The 19,456-nt window shown below is 41.6% G+C and carries 15 protein-coding genes; 14 read left to right on the plus strand and 1 reads right to left on the minus strand.

What is annotated here, in order from left to right:
* Nucleotides 1-29 precede the first annotated feature (29 nt).
* The 6 genes from yidD to B2863_RS11225 all read left to right on the plus strand — a co-directional run bounded on the left by yidD (nucleotide 30) and on the right by B2863_RS11225 (nucleotide 6,798).
* Nucleotides 30-410: a membrane protein insertion efficiency factor YidD gene (gene yidD / locus B2863_RS11200; RefSeq protein ID WP_296210569.1), complete on the plus strand. Its 381-nt coding sequence runs from the start codon at nucleotides 30-32 to the stop codon at nucleotides 408-410.
* 215 nt (nucleotides 411-625) lie between these two features.
* Complete coding sequence (gene yidC / locus B2863_RS11205) at nucleotides 626-2,308, plus strand: membrane protein insertase YidC (protein ID WP_102094844.1); 1,683 nt, start codon at nucleotides 626-628, stop codon at nucleotides 2,306-2,308.
* A 280-nt stretch (nucleotides 2,309-2,588) separates the two neighbouring features.
* A complete protein-coding gene (mnmE, locus tag B2863_RS11210) occupies nucleotides 2,589-3,977 on the plus strand; it encodes a tRNA uridine-5-carboxymethylaminomethyl(34) synthesis GTPase MnmE (RefSeq protein WP_296210682.1) in 1,389 nt (462 codons plus the stop codon).
* Between the two features lie 87 nt (nucleotides 3,978-4,064).
* Nucleotides 4,065-4,523: a transcriptional regulator NrdR gene (nrdR, locus tag B2863_RS11215; protein WP_057762240.1), complete on the plus strand. Its 459-nt coding sequence runs from the start codon at nucleotides 4,065-4,067 to the stop codon at nucleotides 4,521-4,523.
* Nucleotides 4,524-4,636: 113 nt separating this feature from the next.
* Nucleotides 4,637-5,692 (plus strand): bifunctional diaminohydroxyphosphoribosylaminopyrimidine deaminase/5-amino-6-(5-phosphoribosylamino)uracil reductase RibD, encoded by a 1,056-nt coding sequence (ribD, locus tag B2863_RS11220; protein WP_296210574.1) that lies wholly within the window; start codon nucleotides 4,637-4,639, stop codon nucleotides 5,690-5,692.
* A gap of 431 nt (nucleotides 5,693-6,123) precedes the next feature.
* Nucleotides 6,124-6,798: a riboflavin synthase gene (locus B2863_RS11225; RefSeq protein WP_296210575.1), complete on the plus strand. Its 675-nt coding sequence runs from the start codon at nucleotides 6,124-6,126 to the stop codon at nucleotides 6,796-6,798.
* 105 nt (nucleotides 6,799-6,903) lie between these two features.
* Here the strand turns inward: B2863_RS11225 and B2863_RS11230 are convergent, their stop codons facing one another.
* Complete coding sequence (locus B2863_RS11230; RefSeq protein WP_296210579.1) at nucleotides 6,904-9,657, minus strand: response regulator; 2,754 nt, start codon at nucleotides 9,655-9,657, stop codon at nucleotides 6,904-6,906.
* Between the two features lie 327 nt (nucleotides 9,658-9,984).
* On the opposite strand from B2863_RS11230, the gene fmt reads away from it, so the two are divergent.
* From fmt to B2863_RS11270, 8 genes are all read left to right on the plus strand, one after another.
* Entirely contained in the window at nucleotides 9,985-11,055 is a 1,071-nt protein-coding gene (gene fmt / locus B2863_RS11235; RefSeq protein ID WP_296210581.1) for a methionyl-tRNA formyltransferase, read from the plus strand.
* A gap of 65 nt (nucleotides 11,056-11,120) precedes the next feature.
* A complete protein-coding gene (locus B2863_RS11240) occupies nucleotides 11,121-12,701 on the plus strand; it encodes a transcription antitermination factor NusB (protein WP_296210584.1) in 1,581 nt (526 codons plus the stop codon).
* A gap of 4 nt (nucleotides 12,702-12,705) precedes the next feature.
* Nucleotides 12,706-13,191 carry a hypothetical protein gene (locus B2863_RS11245; protein ID WP_290178166.1) on the plus strand — a complete coding sequence of 162 codons (486 nt, stop codon included), beginning with the start codon at nucleotides 12,706-12,708 and terminating at the stop codon, nucleotides 13,189-13,191.
* Between the two features lie 41 nt (nucleotides 13,192-13,232).
* Nucleotides 13,233-14,654: a threonine synthase gene (gene thrC / locus B2863_RS11250; RefSeq protein WP_296210587.1), complete on the plus strand. Its 1,422-nt coding sequence runs from the start codon at nucleotides 13,233-13,235 to the stop codon at nucleotides 14,652-14,654.
* A 325-nt stretch (nucleotides 14,655-14,979) separates the two neighbouring features.
* The gene (locus B2863_RS11255; RefSeq protein WP_296210590.1) at nucleotides 14,980-16,077 is read left to right on the plus strand and encodes a LysM peptidoglycan-binding domain-containing protein; all 1,098 of its coding nucleotides are present in this window, start codon (nucleotides 14,980-14,982) and stop codon (nucleotides 16,075-16,077) included.
* 75 nt (nucleotides 16,078-16,152) lie between these two features.
* Nucleotides 16,153-17,403: a DNA-processing protein DprA gene (dprA, locus tag B2863_RS11260; protein ID WP_201568551.1), complete on the plus strand. Its 1,251-nt coding sequence runs from the start codon at nucleotides 16,153-16,155 to the stop codon at nucleotides 17,401-17,403.
* Nucleotides 17,404-17,520: 117 nt separating this feature from the next.
* On the plus strand, nucleotides 17,521-18,150 hold the full coding sequence (locus B2863_RS11265; protein ID WP_296210592.1) for an L-threonylcarbamoyladenylate synthase: 630 nt from the start codon (nucleotides 17,521-17,523) through the stop codon (nucleotides 18,148-18,150).
* Nucleotides 18,151-18,440: 290 nt separating this feature from the next.
* Nucleotides 18,441-19,451, plus strand: coding sequence for a TIGR01777 family oxidoreductase (locus tag B2863_RS11270; protein WP_296210594.1), 1,011 nt, complete (start codon nucleotides 18,441-18,443; stop codon nucleotides 19,449-19,451).
* The last annotated feature ends 5 nt before the right edge of the window (nucleotides 19,452-19,456 follow it).

The following is a 19,456-nucleotide window of genomic DNA, read 5'->3' on the forward strand; positions in this document are numbered from 1 at the left end:
TATATTTAAAAAAATAGAAAAAAAATAAAATGAGTATTTTTTTTAAAAGAATATTTATAAATAAAATTTTTTATAAAATATTTTTTAATTTAATTATTTTATATCAAAAAATAGTTAGTCCTATAATACCTGCTCGTTGTCGCTATTATCCAACATGCTCAAATTATGGCAAACAAGCTTTAACATGGCATGGTGCCCGTAAGGGTGGTTGGTTGTTGTTAAAACGTCTTAGTAGGTGTCACCCTTTAGGTGGGCATGGTATAGACTTTGTACCCTTACCCTTAGCTTCTTATATATATCAATACATATCTTTGACTGATATACCAAATACTGACAATCAGGGTTTGGGTGTCTATCGAGACATTACTAGCTATGCTTCACAGCTTAATTATTTGATGAAATCAACATAAAGTCGACATCTTTAGTCTCAGATAGATACTCTATTGAGTTACCCACAAGTTATCCACACTCTTGGTATCATTTGAGACAGATTTTTAGTAAAATGATGCACATTTTATGTAAATGACTACTGATGCAGTTGCAATGTGACAGGACAGCTGTGTAGTACAGTCATGACACATGCCCTAATTTTTCATTCCCTAATTTTTTAATCTAGGAAAGGTTTATGCAAAAGATATTTCGGGTGATGATCATCATTGCGATGCTAATTACCGCTTATCTGCTGATTTTGGCATGGCGAGATGATTATGCCGATGCTCCAGCTGTAGATGCGGTGCCAGAAACTACGAGTTCGGTAGGTGCTGACATTCCTTCTACTACTGGTGCAGCAGGTGATATCCCGGTACAGACATTACCTGTGGATAACAGTGCCGTGACAGCGACTCCTGCGAAAAACGCTGGTCTAATCACGGTAACAACTGATCGCTATGATATAAAAATCAATCCAGAAGGTGGTGATATTGTTTATGCTGCGCTCAAGCAGTATGACGCAACGCTCGATAGCGATAAGCCTTTCGTATTGTTAGAAAACAATAGTAACCGTGTGTATGTGGCTCAATCTGGACTTATTGGTCAGAACGGTATTGATACAGCAGAAGGTAGAGCGACTTATAGCCATACTGCTAACAATTATGTGATGGAAGATGGACAGCAAACGTTGTCAGTGCCGCTTACTTACAAAAAAGACGGCGTGACGATCACCAAGACTTTCACTTTCACTGAAAATAAATATCCAATCGATATTAGCTATCAGATCCAAAACGCGTCTACCAATGCTTGGCAAGGTCAGATGTTTGCGCAATTAAAGCGTGATGATAGTAAAGATCCTGGTATGTCTGATAAAGGCGCGCTGAGCATGGCGACTTATCTAGGCGGTGCTTGGGGTACACCAGATGATCCTTATAATAAGCTGAAATTTGGTGACTTTAGTGATGGTGAATTGACGACAACTAGCGATAAAGGCTGGGTTGGTATCGTACAGCATTACTTTGTATCTGCTTGGACGCCTGAAAACTTCACTGGCAAATTCTTCACACGTGAAACAGGTAGTGATTACTTTATCGGCTTCAATAGCCAACCAGTGAACGTAGCACCAAACAAGCAAGTTACTTTAAATGCAACACTGTATGCAGGTCCAAAAGTTCAGTCTGAGCTAAAAGACGTTGCGGTAGGCCTTAACAAAACAGTTGATTATGGTCTGCTGTGGCCAATATCAAAGGTCTTGTTTGCTATCTTGGAAGGTGTGCATAAGGTTGTTGGTAACTGGGGTTGGTCAATTATTTTACTGACTATCTTAGTAAAAATTGCCTTAATGTGGTTCTCTAATAAGAGCTACTACTCGATGGCTAAAATGCGTGCCATTGCGCCAAGACTCAAAGTGCTTAAAGAAGAGCATGGCGATGATCGTATGAAAATGTCGCAAGAGATGATGGCGATATACAAAGAAGAAAAAGTCAATCCGATGGCGGGTTGTCTACCGATTTTGATGCAGATGCCGATTTTCTTAGCCTTATATTGGGTATTAGTAGAAAGTGTTGAGCTGCGTCATGCACCATGGATTTTGTGGATTCAAGATCTATCAGCGATGGATCCATGGTTTATCTTGCCGTTGTTAATGGGGGCATCAATGTTTGTGCAGCAGCAGTTGAACCCGCAGCCAGCAGATCCGATGCAAGCAAAAGTCATGAAGTTCTTGCCGATTATCTTTACGGCATTCATGCTATTCTTCCCAGCAGGTTTGGTTTTATATTGGACAGTCAACAACTTGTTTAGTATGACTCAGCAATATATTGTCAATAAGAAAGTTGATGAAGAGCAAAAGCGTCGTACGGTAAAAGTGGTCGATTAATTAGTTCTTTGTCAGAAACACCAAAAACCATCGCGCAAGCGGTGGTTTTTTTATAGGTGGTAGACAAGTGGTAAATGTTATCCACAGCTTATCAACATTATCCACAGTTTATAAATATTGAAACTAAAATATATCTGATGCGACTACCTTTCAAAGTTTGCTTTGTCAGTATGAGTCCAGACGTCTATAATGGAGCTTTTAAACATTGAGAGTCATTGTGGATTCCTTAGAGAAAGCATTAGCCGTACCTAATTCTTCTGAAAAGTCTAATACATCTGGATTGGCCACAATTGCTGCGATTGCAACGCCGCTCGGGCGAGGGGGTGTGGGTGTCATACGTCTATCAGGCAGCCGTGCTTACGATATGGCATGTGCTCTAACAGGTAAGTCTGCTTTTACGCCGCGAATGGCCAGCTTTTGTCGTTTTTATCAGGCTGATGGCACTGTCATTGATGAGGGATTGGTCTTGTTTTTCAAAGGTCCGCATTCATTCACAGGTGAGGATGTGATTGAGCTGCAAGGACATGGCGGCGTTATTTTACAAAATCAATTGCTCGCGCGCGTATCTGAGCTAGGTGCCAAGCAAGCGAGTGCAGGAGAGTTCTCTTACCGTGCCTTTGATAATGATAAGTTGGACTTGGTGCAGGCAGAAGCGATCGCTGATGCGATTGATGCGACTAGTGCCGCCGCGGCCAGTAGTGCGATTCGCTCTCTGAGCGGTGAGTTTTCACAAAAGATTAACCAGTTATTAGAACAACTCATTCATCTTCGTTTACATGTTGAAGCAGCGATTGATTTCCCCGACGAAGAAGACGTTGATTTTTTGTCTGATGGCGTCATACAAAGTAAGCTTGAGCAGACGCAAGATAAGATACAGCAAGTTTTAGCAACGGCAAAGCAAGGTCAGCTTTTGCGCGATGGTATCCATGTCGTGCTAGCAGGTAGGCCAAATGCAGGTAAATCTAGCTTGCTCAATCGTCTTGCAGGGCAAGAACGTGCTATCGTGACTGATGTCGCGGGTACCACACGTGATACGCTGCAAGAGACAGTTGTGCTCAATGGTTTGACGCTACATCTGACCGACACGGCAGGCCTACGCGAGACAGAAGACACTGTGGAACGTATTGGAATTGAGCGTGCCCGTACTGCCATCACGCAGGCTAATATGCTACTGATGGTCTATGATGTGACTCGCGATGTTGAAGAAGAGAGCACACCTTTACAGCTTGCTGAACAGTTATTTGGTGAATTGCCAGAAGCCAAACGCTTACTAATCATTGCTAATAAGAGCGATTTATTGAGCGATAATGATAGGGAAGAAAGTGCTGCTATGACCCAAGCTGAGATCAAGAACAGAGGTTATCAGCAAGTCAATGTTTCATGTGAAACAGGTATTGGTATTGATGATTTAGTTGAAGCACTATGTGAGAAAGTAGGCTTTCATCCACCAGAAAACAGTTTAATTGCTCGTACCAGACATCTCGACGCGCTTAGACGAACTGCTAATTTCTTGGCAGAAGCTCATGAACAATTAACCGTATTTGAAGCAGGTGAGTTAGTTGCTGATAGCTTACGTCAGGCACAGCAGAGTTTGGGTGAAATTACGGGTGAGTTCAGCGCTGATGACTTATTGGGTAAGATATTCGGCAGCTTTTGTATTGGTAAATAACTGATAAACGGTATTCTTTATTTTTTAATAAAATTAGCTATTTTGGAAATACTGCTCTTATTCTCAATCGTAAAATAAGGAAATGCTATGCACTGTCCGTACTGTAATGCGTCAGAGACCAAGGTTATTGACTCACGTCTTGCTGCGGAAGGTGCACAAGTGCGTCGACGCCGTTCGTGTAACAGCTGCCAAGAACGTTTTACGACTTTTGAGATGGTAGAAGTTGTCATGCCAAGGATTATCAAATCAAGCAACAAGATTGAACCTTATGACAATGAAAAGCTGCGCCGTTCTATTTTACTACCTTTACAAAAGCGTCCTATCACTATCGATGAACAAGAGGCGATGATTAGTCGTATTGAAAAGCGTGTTAGGCAGATGGGTGAGCGAGAAATCAGTAGTAAAGTCTTGGGTGAAATCATCATGAGTGAACTCAAAACTTTGGATGATGTCGCCTATGTACGCTTTGCTAGCGTGTATCGAGACTTTCAAGATATCGATGCATTCCATCAAGAGATTGCCAATATTCGTCCAAATGAAAAATAAGCGAAGTAAGCTTTTAAATAAGCCCTAGTTGATAAGTAATTCCTAATTGTTAATCAGCTTTCGAACCTTATTTTCTTATATAGAACCCTTAATCATTTATTAAGACCAGCCTTATGTCTATTCAAAGCCATGCTCAAGATGCACAAGACCGCTACTTTATGATGCTTGCTATCGAACAAGCGAAGCGCGGTTTGTATACTACTAGACCCAATCCTGCAGTGGGCTGCGTTATTGTTCAGGCAGAGCAGATTATTGGTCAAGGTTTTCACCCTAAAGCTGGTGAGCCACATGCAGAAGTGTTTGCGCTGAAAGAGGCTGTTACACAGGCAGCAGGGGCAACTGCTTACGTTACATTAGAGCCATGTAGTCATACGGGACGTACGCCGCCATGTGCGTTGGCGCTGGTTGCTGCTAAGGTAAATCGCGTTGTGATTGCAGGTCTAGATCCTAATCCGCAGGTTGCAGGTCGCGGTGTAAAACTATTGGAGCAAGCTGGCATAGAAGTGACGGTCGGTGTTCTGACAGGGCAGGCAGAAGCAGTAAACCGTGGGTTTCTAAAAGCTATGCGCACTAAAATGCCCTATGTACGATTGAAAATAGCGACTAGTTTAGACGGTCGTACAGCAATGGCGTCTGGAGAATCAAAGTGGATTACCTCAACTGCTGCTCGCGAGGATGTACAAAAATTACGAGCACAAAGTGGTGCGATTATTACAGGTAGTGAAACTGTAATAACTGATAACCCGCAGCTCAATGTGCGCTCAGAACAATTGGACGTGCCAACTGAGAATATACCTAACCCTAAAATAGTCATACTTGATAGGCGTCAGCGTTTAAAGCACAGTCTACAGTCTGAGTATCAGCTGTGTCAGCATCCAGATACTATATATTGGCATGAAGGCGATTTGTCTGTGTTGTTGGCTAAGTTAGTCAGTGAGCACCAGTGCTATGATGTGTTGGTGGAGGCAGGTGCTAGCGTTGCAGGTAGCTTTTTGAGTCAACAGTTGGTAGATGAGTTAATCGTGTATCAAGCACCTTGCTTACTTGGTGAGCAAGCTCGTCCAATGGTTGATTTCAATCCTATGTCCCTTGCTCAGCAGTTACGGTTTGATATAAAAAGCCATCAGCAGCTTGGTCCAGATCTCAAATTAACTTTATTACCTTTATAAATATTTTTCAAATAAGTATGTTGTACATGAGTTCTGATAATAAGCCCAAAATGTGGGTAAATTAGCTATTGGTTTACGTGTTTCACATGGAACTGTGCATAACTTTGTTTCACATGAAACAGAGAAGAGGTGCCTATCTTAATCATTTTAATGAATATTATTTTAAATCAATAACTTATGATCTGTTTTCTAGATAAGTACGTACTATGAGAAATTTACATTTGTTGTGGGTAACTATGTATTTATAGATGCTTTCAGTTATATCTCTATTGATTTATCCCTACTTATCCACAATCTATCCTATTAAAGGTCAAGTCTAACGATGTTTCACTGTCAGTTATTTGAACAAGTTGTGATAAAGAATTGATAGATGATTTGATAAACTAAAATATTCGCCTATGAAGGCAATACAGTAATGAGACGAGGGTAATATGTTTACTGGAATTATAGAAAGCGTTGGAAAAGTTAAATCTATGCAGGCGACAGGCGGTGACATACGTTTAACAGTAGAGTCTGATGACTTAGATTTCAGTGATGTGAAGCTAGGCGATTCTATTGCATCAAATGGTATTTGTTTAACTGTGGTGGAGCTCGGAAGTAACTACTATTCTGTTGATGTCTCACGTGAAACTATTGCTAGAACAGCATTAGAAGGTTTAAAAGCAGGTCATACGGTCAATCTAGAAAAGGCCATGCTACCAACGACTCGTTTTGGTGGTCATATCGTCGCCGGTCATGTAGATGGAGTAGGGGTCGTTAGTAAATTACAACAAGATGCTCGTTCTATCTATATTGAGATTGAGATACCGCAAGAGCTAGCGCACTATACAGCGACCAAAGGCTCTATTACCGTAGATGGTATTAGTCTGACGACCAATTTAGTGCGTGACAATATTGTCTCTCTAAATATCATTCCGCATACTGCTCAAGTGACGAATATCGCTAAGCATTGGTTAGTAGGCAACAAAGTGAATATTGAAGTAGATATCGTTGCCCGTTATCTAGAGCGTCTACTAAATAAATCTCAATCTGGCGGTATGAACGCGTCAAGCCCGCAAAGCCAAATCACAGAAGCATTTTTGGCCGATAATGGGTTTATGAAATAACAATTAAGCTTACCGAAATATCATCCTCGCACCAATTTTTTGACCCTATCGATATTATTTTGATTAAGTGATATCGATAGGGTATTTTTTATTTGCACTAGAGATTTATTGTATGAAACTCTGCAAAACGGATTCTAAGTCTTTCTTGCTAATGGGTTTGGATAAAAACTCGTCCATACCAACTTGCATACAGGCCTCGCGATCTTCTTCTGTATTATTCGCAGTTAGTGCCACAATTGGTATTTTATCACCTTGCGAGCGAATCACTTGTGTGGCTTGTAAGCCATCCATAACGGGCATTCGGCAGTCCATCAAAATCAAAGAAATTTCTTCACGTTGGCTTTTGAGTTTCTCGAGTGCTTGCTGTCCATCTTCTGCGACAATACTACGATAACCAAGCTTACTTAACATCTTACAGGCTATCTTTTGGTTAGTAGGACTGTCTTCTACGACCAAAATCAGTGGAGACAAGGTTTCTTTCTTAGGTGTATCTTCTACAAAAGATAGACTGCTGTCATATTGATGTTTGACCAATATGTCTAGTGTTTTCCTTGCAAACAAGGTTAAGCGTAGCAGTTCAGACAGTAATAAACTTGCGTCCAAGGGTTTGGTCAAAAACCCATCATATTGGCCTAGTAAAGTAGAAGGTATATGCCTTTCAAGTTTCATGCTAAGTAATATCTTTGGTAGTGAAGGCGTAGTGACTAGGTCGTTTAACACTTCTAATTGCTCGCTATACTTGTTGCTCGCATGAGCTGATAAGGTGATGGATTCGCTGTATTCATAATCTAATAACAAGACAGGAATGACAGTTTGCTCATCTTGTTTTAATTTATTTTTTAGCTGCTGTACAGTGGCTCTATCTAAAGTGCTGTAGATAGTCACGGATATCGTTAAGTACTCGCACAAACGTTGTAAATGTTCAGCAACTAGAGGCTGATTGATGACAGCGATAAGGTGAATGTGTGGCAGCTGCGAACAACGATGATATACCGATTGATAAGTGGTATGAGGATAAGGAAGGTAGAGGCTAAATATCGTCTCTTTATCCACCGTATTACTTAGTTCGATAAAACCGCCGAGTAACTGAGCAAAGCTATTGGCATCACTCAAGCCAATATTACTGTCTTCAACTAAGTTATGATTGCTTTGATTCAAGATATTGACTAATTGATTTTTTCTCTCAGGAGTAATAGTTACTCCAGTGTCTTTTACGCTAAATCGAATCCAATAAGATGTCTGCGCAGGTATTGTCGTGTCATTGTTAGGAGTTAAAGGCTGATTACTTATTCGCGTTACTTTATCTTCAGGTACACGATCAACAGTGAGCGCGACATAGCCTGATGTTGTAAAATCAATAGCGTTTTTCAACAGATTTAATAGGATATGGTGCAGACGAATGTAATCAGTTTCGATGTAACGAGGACAGTCCGGCGCAAAGAAATAAATCAATTCTAACCCTTGTTGTCTTATTTCTTGTGTGACTAAATTGCTAACTTCTTTGCTTACCTTATAAATATCAACCGTTTCGATACTTAGACGTGTTTTTCGGACTTCAACTTCCTCTGTTGCTAGCGTCTCATTGAGCACAGTCAACATGCTTTGACTGGTTGTAATTAATGTATTTAGAGTCTTTTTGCCTTGAGCCGTCAATGTTGAAGGGTCGATGGGTTCCAACGAATCAATTATTTTCTCTAGTGGTATCCTTAACTTGCGACCTATAAATGCTTGGGCTTCGTTTGATTCATCAATTTGTAATTGCAGTTGTTGGTTGTGCAGCTGTAGTTGTTCAGATTGATGGAAAATCTCATCGACATTATTAAAAATCACAGTAAAACCGTGAACTTGCCCATGTTCGCCAAACCATGGTGTTACGTGTAGTTGGTAGGCTTGTTTGTTCTCCAAGCCATAAACTATCAGTGTGCGAGTAACGCGCAAACTTGAAATAGTTTTTAACAGTATTTGAGTGGCCTCATCTTTCCCTTCAACAAAATCAGTCAGCTCATAGCTTTGCTCTCTCTGTGTAGGAGGAGTAAACACTTGCTCAAAACGCTGATTATAGAAACTAATTTGACCATGTCGTATACTCATCAACATCGGTAAGGGTGCTTGATTAACCAAGCGTTCTAAACGATGAGTCAATGTTTTGATACGCCGATAGTCATTATGTAGCTGGTAGCTGACGCGACTTAGCGCATGACCTAATAACATGAACTCGGTAGTAGATTTCTTTTGTAAAAACGGTGGCGGCGTATAAGATTCTTTGGCGCGGCTACTCAAATTATCGGTATAAACCAGTAATTGCTCCCAGTTAGTACGACGATTGAGCATATAGAGCAATGCCATGAAGAATAGTATGATGGCGACCATCAAAGGGAGCCAATAACGGTAAGATATCCAGTCAACAACAAAAGGCTCATGACGTAATACGATATAAATCTGATGTCCGCTTTTTAGATTAATGATCCCTGTTAGTTCATTACTATTGACAGTATAAGAGCTATGGTCGCTGCTGCTAGAAGCTGATGTACCGATGGTAGGGAAAGCAACGGTAGAAAAAGCAGATTCATTAGGACGAGTATTATGATGAATATAGGTTTGCCCAGAAGGCATCATCAAAATCAGCTGATAACTCAGTTGATCAAAAGTAGGTTGTTCTAAGATTTTTTTTATTTCACTATCTACAGGTGCTGCATGCTCAATAATACTGTGCTGTAGGGAATAAAAAGTATCTATGCTATGTTGCTCACTATGTTTTTTTATCCCATCAAACAGTGTGACATAGTACAGCAGTAACATAACCGTGAGAGACAAGGTATAGAAAATCAATAAGCGCTGTAAGGACTGAAACTGTTGCATGAAAGCGTGGCCCTATCTCGACACGAAAGAATATAGTGAAATAAAAATGAAGTTTCTACATATAGTAGGTGAATTATACGACAGTTGAATTGTCTAAAATTTTTAGTGTTACCTTCTATTTATAGCAGAATAACGGCTTACTGTTTACAGAGAGTGGTTATTAACACCAAATTGTTTTGTAAAAGATATAAATAGAACGTTCGATGTTCTTGATATTATAAAGGCAAATAATGTCATTGGTTATCATGAAGTGGGGTCATTACAATCATGGCACTGCGCCGTAAACTCACCTATAATGAACAAATAAACCTTATATAATGCATGATTATGACTACAACTGCTCCTACCTTTGATACATCTAACTCGCTTACTGACCATGATAACCCAACTACTAACCGATTAAGGGTAGTATTTGCGGGGACGCCTGAATTCGCTGCTATTAGCCTTGAATCGTTAATTAATCAGCAAGAACCGCTGAATATAGAGATAGTCGCTGTTTACACCCAGCCTGATCGTAAGGCAGGTCGTGGTCAAAAACTGTCAGCTTCTGCGGTAAAAGAAGTTGCATTGGCAAATGATATCGCTGTAGAGCAGCCAGTCACTTTTAAAAAGTCTAGTGCAGAAGGGCTAGCTGCTAGGCAAACTCTGCGCACCTACCAACCAGATGTGATGATTGTCGCCGCTTACGGATTGATTTTACCTATCGGTGTATTAGAGACGCCTACTCATGGTTGCTTAAATATCCATGCCTCACTATTACCGCGTTGGCGCGGTGCTGCACCTATCCATCGTGCACTCTTGGCCGGAGATGATGAGACCGGCATTACCATTATGCAGATGGACAAAGGTCTTGATACAGGTGACATGCTGTATAAAGTTAGCGAAAGTATTGCCTCTGATGATACCGCTGCTAGCCTACATGATAAGATGGCTGCATTTGGTGCGACAGCCATTAGTACGGTGCTAAAAGATTTAGCTACTTATCAAGCTCAAGCTATTGCTCAAGACGATAGTCAAGCCAACTACGCTGAAAAACTAGTCAAAACCGAAGGCGAAATTGATTGGGCGCAGCCTGCTGCCGCTATTGAACGCCAAATTCGTGGGCTGACACCATGGCCAGGTGCTTATGCTTTCCTAGCAGGGCAGCGCGTTAAAATACTGGCTAGCTTACCTGTAAATACATCGCAGCAAACCAATGAGCCTGCTGGAACGGTTATCAGTGTTGGACGAAAAGCGATTTTAGTCGCTTGTGGTAAAGAGAGTGACGCTGAATCATCAGCCACCACTTTAGCCATTACTCATTTGCAGTTTGCGGGTGGTAAGCCAATGACAGCTGAACAAGTTTGCCACGGCAACCAATTAAATGATGGCGATCAATTTACGTCAGAAACAAAATAACGTTACTTATATTTAACCTACTTGCACAAGACGCTATCGATGATACGTCAAGGAAATGAAATTTAATGAGACAAAACAGTACTGCGCCTAGAAACAATAAGCTCAAACCATCAAGCAATCTTATTATGAATGGCAGCGTACGCGTGCGTGTGATTCGTACTTTACTGGCTATTCAAAACGGTCAGTCGCTCTCAAGCGTCCTTGATCCATTATTGAATAGTCTACATGATGGTGACAAAGGTTTTGCCCATGCGCTACTACTTACGACGTTGCGCCAGTGGCATGCGCTGGCACGTTTGCTCGATAGCTTAGCAGACAACCCTATCGACGAAGTTGAAGTGCGTACCACCATTCAAGTCGGCTTGGTACAGTTGCTTTACTTAGAAGTGGCTGACCATGCTGCAATTCATGAAACCGTTGAAGCTGCCAAAGAGATTGAGTTCGCTCACTCGACTGGTTTGGTAAATGCTATTTTGCGTAAAGTCGCTAAGAATCCAAGCAAATTCCGTAAGAAATGCGATAAAAAGCATAGTCTACCGAATTGGCTTGCTTACCAGCTTAAGCAAGACTGGAGCGAGCAGTATGATGAGCTGACACAAGGCTTGCGCCAACCAGCACCAATGTTTTTACGAGTGAATTCGGCGGTTACTTCAGTAAAAGACTATCAGCATGCATTAGATGGCGCAGAAATTGATGCAGATATCGTTGAGCTAACGACTGGTTTTAAGGTAGCAAACTCATCAGGGTCTGCCACTTCCACCACGCTATCAACCAAAGGTCTTAGACTACATCAAAGCACTGCCGTTAACGCTTTGCCTGATTTTGCTTTAGGAACAGCTAGCGTTCAAGATATGCATGCTCAGTTAGCTGCACCGATTATCAATAAAGCATTAATGGCTAAGCTTAGTGCTGAAAAATCTGATACGGAAAATACGAATAATGAGATACATATTCTAGATGCTTGTGCGGCACCTGGTGGCAAGCTTGCTCATTGGTTAGAGCTCATGAGCGCTAGTGACGAGTCATCGTTGTTTCACGTGAAACAAGACAATAATGAGATATCATCTGAAACGTCACCTGCGATTACTGATATCAAGGTAACGGCTATTGATAATGAAGCGCCGCGTATTGAACGTATTCGTGAGAATTTACAGCGCTTGAATCTAAGTCAGCACGATTTGCAGCAAGCAGATAACAGCATCGCATTGAATGTTGTCTGTGCAGATGCGACCAGATGGCAGCATGGAAAAAATAAAAAAGCGGCGACAAATGAGCCGGTATTTGATGCAATATTATTGGACTCTCCTTGTACCGCGACGGGTGTGATTCGTCGTCATCCTGATATCAGTATCCTGCGTACCGAAGAAGACATCGAGCAAACGGCACTGTTGCAAGCAGATATCTTGCATAACTTATGGCCACAACTCAAAGCTGGTGGTTATCTGCTGTACGTGACATGTTCCATCTTAAAGCAAGAAAACGTCGAGCAAATGCAGGACTTTATCACTCATCATAATGATGCGGTAGTGATTGAATTCACCGACGATTGCAACTGGGGTATCGAACAAGCAATCGGTCGTCAGTGCTTGCCAATTGATAGCGCAAGCGGCGATGGTTTTTATTATGCGCTGTTGATGAAGAGTTAAAGTAATGACTACTCAAGCTAAAAAAGTATTGGGTGATTTGCGGCAGTCATACTTAATGTTAGAAAATGAAACGAATTATGAGAGTTTTAGAGTACTATGGGTTGCTGCTATTACTCTAGCGAGAGCAATTGGACATATATTAGATAAAGTTGACTCTCTACAATCTGAACTAATGAAAATAACTGTCAGTAATAAATGGAAAAGTCTTAAAGAAAACAAAGAAGCAGCAGCTAATAAAATATTCTTTGAGTTCATTGAAGATGAAAGGAATAAAATTCTAAAAGAATATGAGTTTGGACTACTGTCTTCCCCTATTGATTTATTTGTTGTAGATACTGACTCTATTCCTAGTAAATTTACGTTGGGTGATGGGATTTATATACCTTTACAAAATGGATTTTATGTTGGGACTGATTGTAGAGACGTTCTAGCTGAAGCTATTCAGTGGTGGGAAGAGTACATAAACGAGATAGATGTAGAAATAAAATAAATTTACTATTCAGTAGCTAGAAAAATTGACAGGACAATCTAATGAAATATATCAGTACCCGTGGTCAGACAGCGCCGATGGATTTTAGTGATGTGCTTTTGATGGGTCTTGCCCCAGACGGTGGTTTGATGTTGCCTGAGCATTATCCAAATATCGATAGTGCAACCCTTGATGAATGGCGTACGCTCAGCTATCCGCAGCTTGCGATGGCGATTATGCAGTGTTTTGCCACTGATATTCCTACGGCTGATTTGCAAGATCTTATCGAGCGCACTTATACCGCTGAGGTGTTTGGTTCTGAAGAGATTGTTCCTGTCCGCAAGCTCGAAGACAATTTGTATATTCTAGGATTATCAAACGGTCCGACATTGGCATTTAAAGACGTTGCCATGCAGTTTTTGGGCAATGCCTTTGAGTATGTGCTTAAGAAAAAAGACGCGCGTATTACGATCATTGGTGCAACCAGTGGTGACACGGGTAGTGCAGCAGAGTATGCATTGCGCGGCAAAGAAAATATCGAAGTCTTTATGCTGTCACCTCATGGCAAAATGAGTGAATTCCAGCGTGCGCAGATGTATAGCTTGACCGATGATAATATTCATAATATTGCTATCGATGGTATGTTTGATGATTGCCAAGACATCGTTAAAGCGCTACAGCAAGATGCTGAGTTTAAAGCCGCTTATAATCTAGGCACGGTAAACTCTATCAACTGGGGTCGTATCCTAGCGCAGATTGTTTATTACTTTAAAGCTTACTTTGCGGTCACGACGAGCAACGATGAAAAAGTCAGCTTTAGCGTACCATCAGGTAATTTCGGTAATATTTGTGCCGGTCATATCGCTCGTGAAATGGGACTGCCAATTGACCGTCTGATTGTTGCAACCAATGAAAACGACGTTTTAAATGACTTCTTCAATCAAGGCGCTTATCAGCCGCGTCCGACTGAAAAAACCTATGTAACCTCTAGTCCGTCGATGGATATTTCAAAAGCCTCTAACTTTGAGCGTTTTGTTTATTTGCTATTAGAAAAAGACAGCGCACGCGTTCATGAGTTATTTAACGGCGTAAAATCAGGTCGAGGCTTTAACTTATCTAACTTGATGGAAGCGGTTAATACGCGTTATGGCTTTGCTGCTGGTAAATCTACTCATAACGACCGCTTGCAGACTATCAAAGCGCTTTATGAGCAGCATGGTGAATTGGTTGACCCACATACCGCAGACGGAATTAAAGTCGCCAAAGAGCTACAGCTAGATGGCGAAATCATCGTTTGTGCAGAGACAGCATTACCCGTTAAGTTTGCGGACACTATTGTTGAGGCTATTGGTCAGATAGATATCGCTCGCCCAGCACATACTGAAGGGTTAGAAGATTTATCACAGCACGTAGTGGTACTGGAAAACAAGGCTGAACTGGTTGCTGAACAAATTCGCCAACATGTCGCACCGAATTCTGCTTAAGTAACTACGGTCTTTAGGCTTCTTATCAACAAGGAAAAGTATCCGTGTAAAAGTTACACCATTGTAATAAAGTGTTTATGATTGTGTTATGGTAGATATAATTGTAATATTAGAAACGGCGTCAGCAAGTCATCATCGTGCTAGGCGCTTTTTTAGGAATTATTCTAGCCAATTACACTGAACAGTTACCCTGTAATTTTCATAAGAATTTTATTAATAAGTTACTGATATAGTTAAATTTTTATTAATTTAAAGTGTTTTTACAGTGATAAGTTAAGTACGGTTCTTTATGATAAGCACAGTGGTACATATTGTGGATATAACGATGAAGATGAGCTTAAAAAAGATAGCAAAAGCACTGTTAATTACGACGTTTAGTAGTGCCATGTTGATGACCACAGCCCACGCAAACAATCCACCACCTACTATCAAGGCAGATGCACCCAATCGTTATATCGTGAAAAAAGGCGATACATTATGGGATATCTCAGGTCGTTATCTAGATAGCCCTTGGCGTTGGAAAGAAATTTGGGCCACTAATAAACAAATTAAAAATCCAAACCTTATTTACCCTAATGATGTTCTCATCCTTTGTGTGATTCAAGGTAAAACGCTAATTGGTGTTGATACAGGTGAAGGTTGTGCTGGCGTTGAAAAGCAGCTTACTGGGAATGTAAGTACAAGTACTGTGGCTCTTACCTCGACGGCTAACAGTGTTCCTCCTATTCCATTATCTGCTATTCAGCATTGGCTTGATAAAACACTTATCGTTAATCCTCAAGACTTTAATACCACGCCTTATATTTTGGCTTCTAAAAACCGTAACTTGATTACTGCGAGCGGTGATAAAGTCTATGCTAAAGGCGTACCGCTTATCGTGGGTCAGCGTTACGGAGTCTACCGTGAGGGTGAGCTATATGTAGACCCCAAAACGCAAGAAGTGATGGGTTTAGAAGTTACTCAGGTAGCGACTGGTCTTGTTACTTCTACAGAAAGTAATGGTGTGACTAGCTTGCAGCTTATTGATAGTTATGGCAAAGAAGTACGTGAAGGGGATCGCGTATTCGTAGAGTTAGATAACGCTATTCCTCCTGTCTTTTATCCAACGCCTGCAAGTGTTAGTCGCGGCGGTATGATCGTACGTGTGATGGACTCTATCAGCTCGGCTGCGAAGGGGAGTGTGGTCGCCATCAATTTGGGTAGCTTACAAGGTGCTAAGCCTGGTGATGTGCTGACGGTTTATCAAAAAGGGCCTTTGGTACGTGATACTAAAGATAATGACACACCAGTCCGTCTACCAAACGAGCCTAGCGGTATGGTAATGGTTTTTAATACCTTTGACCACATCAGTTATGCTTATGTACTAGACTCTGAGCTACCACTTAATATTGGCGATCAGTTATTACCACCTCCTTATTTATAAATAGCTATAAGGCTGTATTAAGCAATATATTGAAATAAATACTAATCTAAGCTTGCCTATACGAGACAGATGACAATGACGGCAGTCACCTCTTCTTTATCCGACGATCAGCGCGCTATCTTAGCGCTGTGGTACGAGGTGAATGCGTCGTTATCTGCTTATCACAAACTGATCACTTCTTTCGGTTATCCGCAGCTTGCTTGGCAAGCCAAAGTAGAGGCATGGAAGCAGCTCGGTATTCACCATACCCATCTCAAACGTCATGAACAGCCAGAGCAAACACTCGCCAATATCGATAAGATTCAGCTAGCATTGATAGATGGGCGCTATGGCTTGCTATTCGCTGATGACGCCGATTATCCTGCCCAACTTTCACAAATCTACGACCCACCGCCTTTATTGTTTTATCGTGGGAATAGCGCGCGCCTACATCAAGCACAAATCGCTATAGTAGGTAGCCGAAAACCCACCGCGCATGCGCAAAAAATCACGTTTGATATGGCGCAGTATTTAGCGCAAGCAGGGTATATCGTTACTAGCGGTCTAGCTATGGGTGTAGATAAACGCGCACATTTAGGTGCATTAGCACAGGCAGACCCTGACTATCATGGACGGACGGTTGGTGTAATGGGTACGGGGATCGATGTGAACTATCCCAATCATCGAGATCAGTTATTTATTCAAATTGTTGAGCAAGGTGGCTGCATTATTAGTGAGCTACTACCACACACTCAGCCGCATAAACATACTTTTCCGCGTCGCAATCGTTTGGTAGCTGGGCTGAGTCTCGCGACCATCGTAACGGAAGCGACAATCAAAAGCGGCTCGCTTATCACAGCACGTCTCACGTCTGAACAAGGTAAACAGGTCTTTGCCATTCCCAGTCATATTGACAATAGCAATGCAGAAGGTTGCCATCATTTAATACGTGAAGGTGCGACCTTGGTTTATCATCCTCAGCAAGTACTAGAAGACGTCAACGGTCAGCTTGACTATGATAAAGGCGCTTATAGAACAGCGAACGCTACCAATTCTATTAGTAATCACTCTAATATTAATCAGACTTCCGATGCGTTTGATATAGAGAAAAAATCAATCAAATCTACTAGCCAGCAACCATCCTCTGATATAAAGCCTGCGCGCAGCACAGTCATTGTGCCTGAGAATTTAGCTGCAATTTATGAGCAGCTTGACTGGCATGGGCAAGATTTAGATGCGCTTATTAGTGCAACCAAGCTTGCACCGCCGCAGTTGATTGGTCAGCTAATGGAGCTTGAGTTAATGGGTCTTATCAGCGAACAAGGTGGACGATATTTACGCATTTAAAATATTGCAAATATTCCTTATTGGACACTGGCATAGATAGCCCTTAGTTATAGACTCTCCTAGACAATATCTTTCTTGTGGTATTATTAGAATTTACTTCTACGAACCATTTAAGTCATGAGCCAACCTACACCTCTTATTACTAATTCTGCCATCCAAGCTGCTAAGTGGCTAAAAGAAGGACAACTGCTCGCGTACCCCACAGAAAGCGTTTGGGGTATTGGTTGCGACCCTTATGACCAAGCAGCTGTTCAGCGTATTTTGGATATCAAACAACGTCCACAAGCCAAAGGCATGATAGTCGTCACTGATAGTGTGTCTCGCTTAGCCCCTTTACTAGCATCCTTAGATGATGTTCAGCGCCAGCAGGTTATTGATAGTTGGCAGACAGACGATAGCGGAGACGAACAGCACAATCGCCAAGCACATACTTGGTTATTACCGATTCCTCAGCCGCTTGCGAGCACTGTGCCTACTTGGATTACCGGTCAGCATCAGACTATTGCTGTTCGAGTTATCTCGCATCCTACAGTTCGCCAGCTTTGCCAACAGATGGTCAGTGAAGAGAACCCATTTGGTCTATTGGTTTCTACAAGCTGCAACCCATCAGGGCAAACGCCTGCTAGCACTTTTGAAGCCGCCTATGCTTATTTTAATGAGCAAATTGGTTATTTGCAGGGCGATACTTTAGGTTATACCTTGCCTAGCCAGATTCGCGATGCAACGACAGGTTTCGTCGTTCGATAGCATTGTCTATTAAAACTCTTAAACTTCTCAGAAGCGATTGCTTGCAATGCAAAGTGATAAGTGTCGCTGCTCCTTATTTACGTGAGCGTTTACAGATTGACCATTTGCTAGCTTGCCTATTTGCTCACCTTCCTTTACCAAAAGTATGTAAAAGTTGTTTTGATAAAAACTGCAAAAAAGCAGACGATGGTTATAACGGTCTGGTTTTTATTAAACGATAAGTACTTCAGCAATAAGTAACTCAAAGATAAGTCATAGTGGTGATATTTGAGGCATATAGGGAGTAGGGTATGAATGTTTTGATCAGTGGTGGTTCAGGGTTTTTGGGAAGTGCGTTTAGTCGAGAGCTACTAGCACGGTCTCGCGCGCAAAATAAAGATGTGACGATTACTTGGCTAACTCGTGATAGCGGTCAATCACATCCCGATGATATCAATATGATGACTTATGACGAGCTTGCAACGTCTGATATGAGCTTTGATGTCATATTAAATTTAGCAGGCGCTGGGATTGCTGACTCTCGTTGGAGCGATGAGCGCAAAGAACAGTTAATGGCGAGCCGTATCAAACCTACTCAGTCGATACTGGGTTTTATCGCACGTGCTAGCACAAAGCCTAGGTTACTGGTGAGCGGATCAGCAATCGGTTGGTATGGTACGCAAGGCGATAAGCCACTGACTGAAAACAGCGATTATGAGACAGATTTTGCTCATACACTATGTGATGAATGGGAGCAATTAGCGCTTAAAGCGACCGAACACGATGTTCCTGTGGCTATCGTCAGAACAGGTGTGGTTATTCATCCTGAGGGCGGAATGGTGGCTAAACTGTTGCTACCATTCAAATTTGGTGTCGGTGGACAGTTGGGTGATGGACAACAAATCATGAGCTGGATTAGCCGTGAAGATTGGGTTAGTGCGGTCATCTTTATTATCGAGCAGCAACTTAAACTTATTAGCGACTCAGATGTCAATCACCCCAATAGCTTAGCTCAAGATAGTACACCTATTAATGACAGCACTATCAAATCTGCAAGCGGTACCGCAAATGATACAAATGCAGTCGTATATAACCTTACTGCTCCGAATCCTGTGACCAATCATACTTTTACCAAAGCACTTGGCTCATGGCTACATCGCCCCACCTTTTTTACTTTACCAGAGTTTTTGCTTAAGCTGATGTTTGGCGAAATGTCGACCTTACTTATCGATGGTCAAAAAGTGCTGCCACAAGCGCTATTAGACGCAGGTTATTCGTTTAAACACTCGACACTGCAGCAAGCATTAGAAAACCAAAAATAGTTATA

This window comes from Psychrobacter sp. UBA3480 (genome assembly GCF_002377945.1).
Taxonomy (GTDB): domain Bacteria; phylum Pseudomonadota; class Gammaproteobacteria; order Pseudomonadales; family Moraxellaceae; genus Psychrobacter.

Excerpts from the sequence above, each read along its gene's own strand:
- fmt (WP_296210581.1), top strand. The coding sequence starts at position 9,985 with ATGACTACAACTGCTCCTACCTTTGATACATCTAACTCGCTTACTGAC.
- B2863_RS11245 (WP_290178166.1), top strand. The coding sequence starts at position 12,706 with ATGACTACTCAAGCTAAAAAAGTATTGGGTGATTTGCGGCAGTCATAC.
- nrdR (WP_057762240.1), top strand. The coding sequence starts at position 4,065 with ATGCACTGTCCGTACTGTAATGCGTCAGAGACCAAGGTTATTGACTCA.
- B2863_RS11265 (WP_296210592.1), top strand. The coding sequence starts at position 17,521 with ATGAGCCAACCTACACCTCTTATTACTAATTCTGCCATCCAAGCTGCT.
- yidD (WP_296210569.1), top strand. The coding sequence starts at position 30 with ATGAGTATTTTTTTTAAAAGAATATTTATAAATAAAATTTTTTATAAA.
- dprA (WP_201568551.1), top strand. The coding sequence starts at position 16,153 with ATGACGGCAGTCACCTCTTCTTTATCCGACGATCAGCGCGCTATCTTA.
- B2863_RS11270 (WP_296210594.1), top strand. The coding sequence starts at position 18,441 with ATGAATGTTTTGATCAGTGGTGGTTCAGGGTTTTTGGGAAGTGCGTTT.
- B2863_RS11225 (WP_296210575.1), top strand. The coding sequence starts at position 6,124 with ATGTTTACTGGAATTATAGAAAGCGTTGGAAAAGTTAAATCTATGCAG.
- thrC (WP_296210587.1), top strand. The coding sequence starts at position 13,233 with ATGAAATATATCAGTACCCGTGGTCAGACAGCGCCGATGGATTTTAGT.
- ribD (WP_296210574.1), top strand. The coding sequence starts at position 4,637 with ATGTCTATTCAAAGCCATGCTCAAGATGCACAAGACCGCTACTTTATG.
- B2863_RS11255 (WP_296210590.1), top strand. The coding sequence starts at position 14,980 with ATGAAGATGAGCTTAAAAAAGATAGCAAAAGCACTGTTAATTACGACG.
- B2863_RS11230 (WP_296210579.1), bottom strand. The coding sequence starts at position 9,657 with ATGCAACAGTTTCAGTCCTTACAGCGCTTATTGATTTTCTATACCTTG.
- yidC (WP_102094844.1), top strand. The coding sequence starts at position 626 with ATGCAAAAGATATTTCGGGTGATGATCATCATTGCGATGCTAATTACC.
- B2863_RS11240 (WP_296210584.1), top strand. The coding sequence starts at position 11,121 with ATGAGACAAAACAGTACTGCGCCTAGAAACAATAAGCTCAAACCATCA.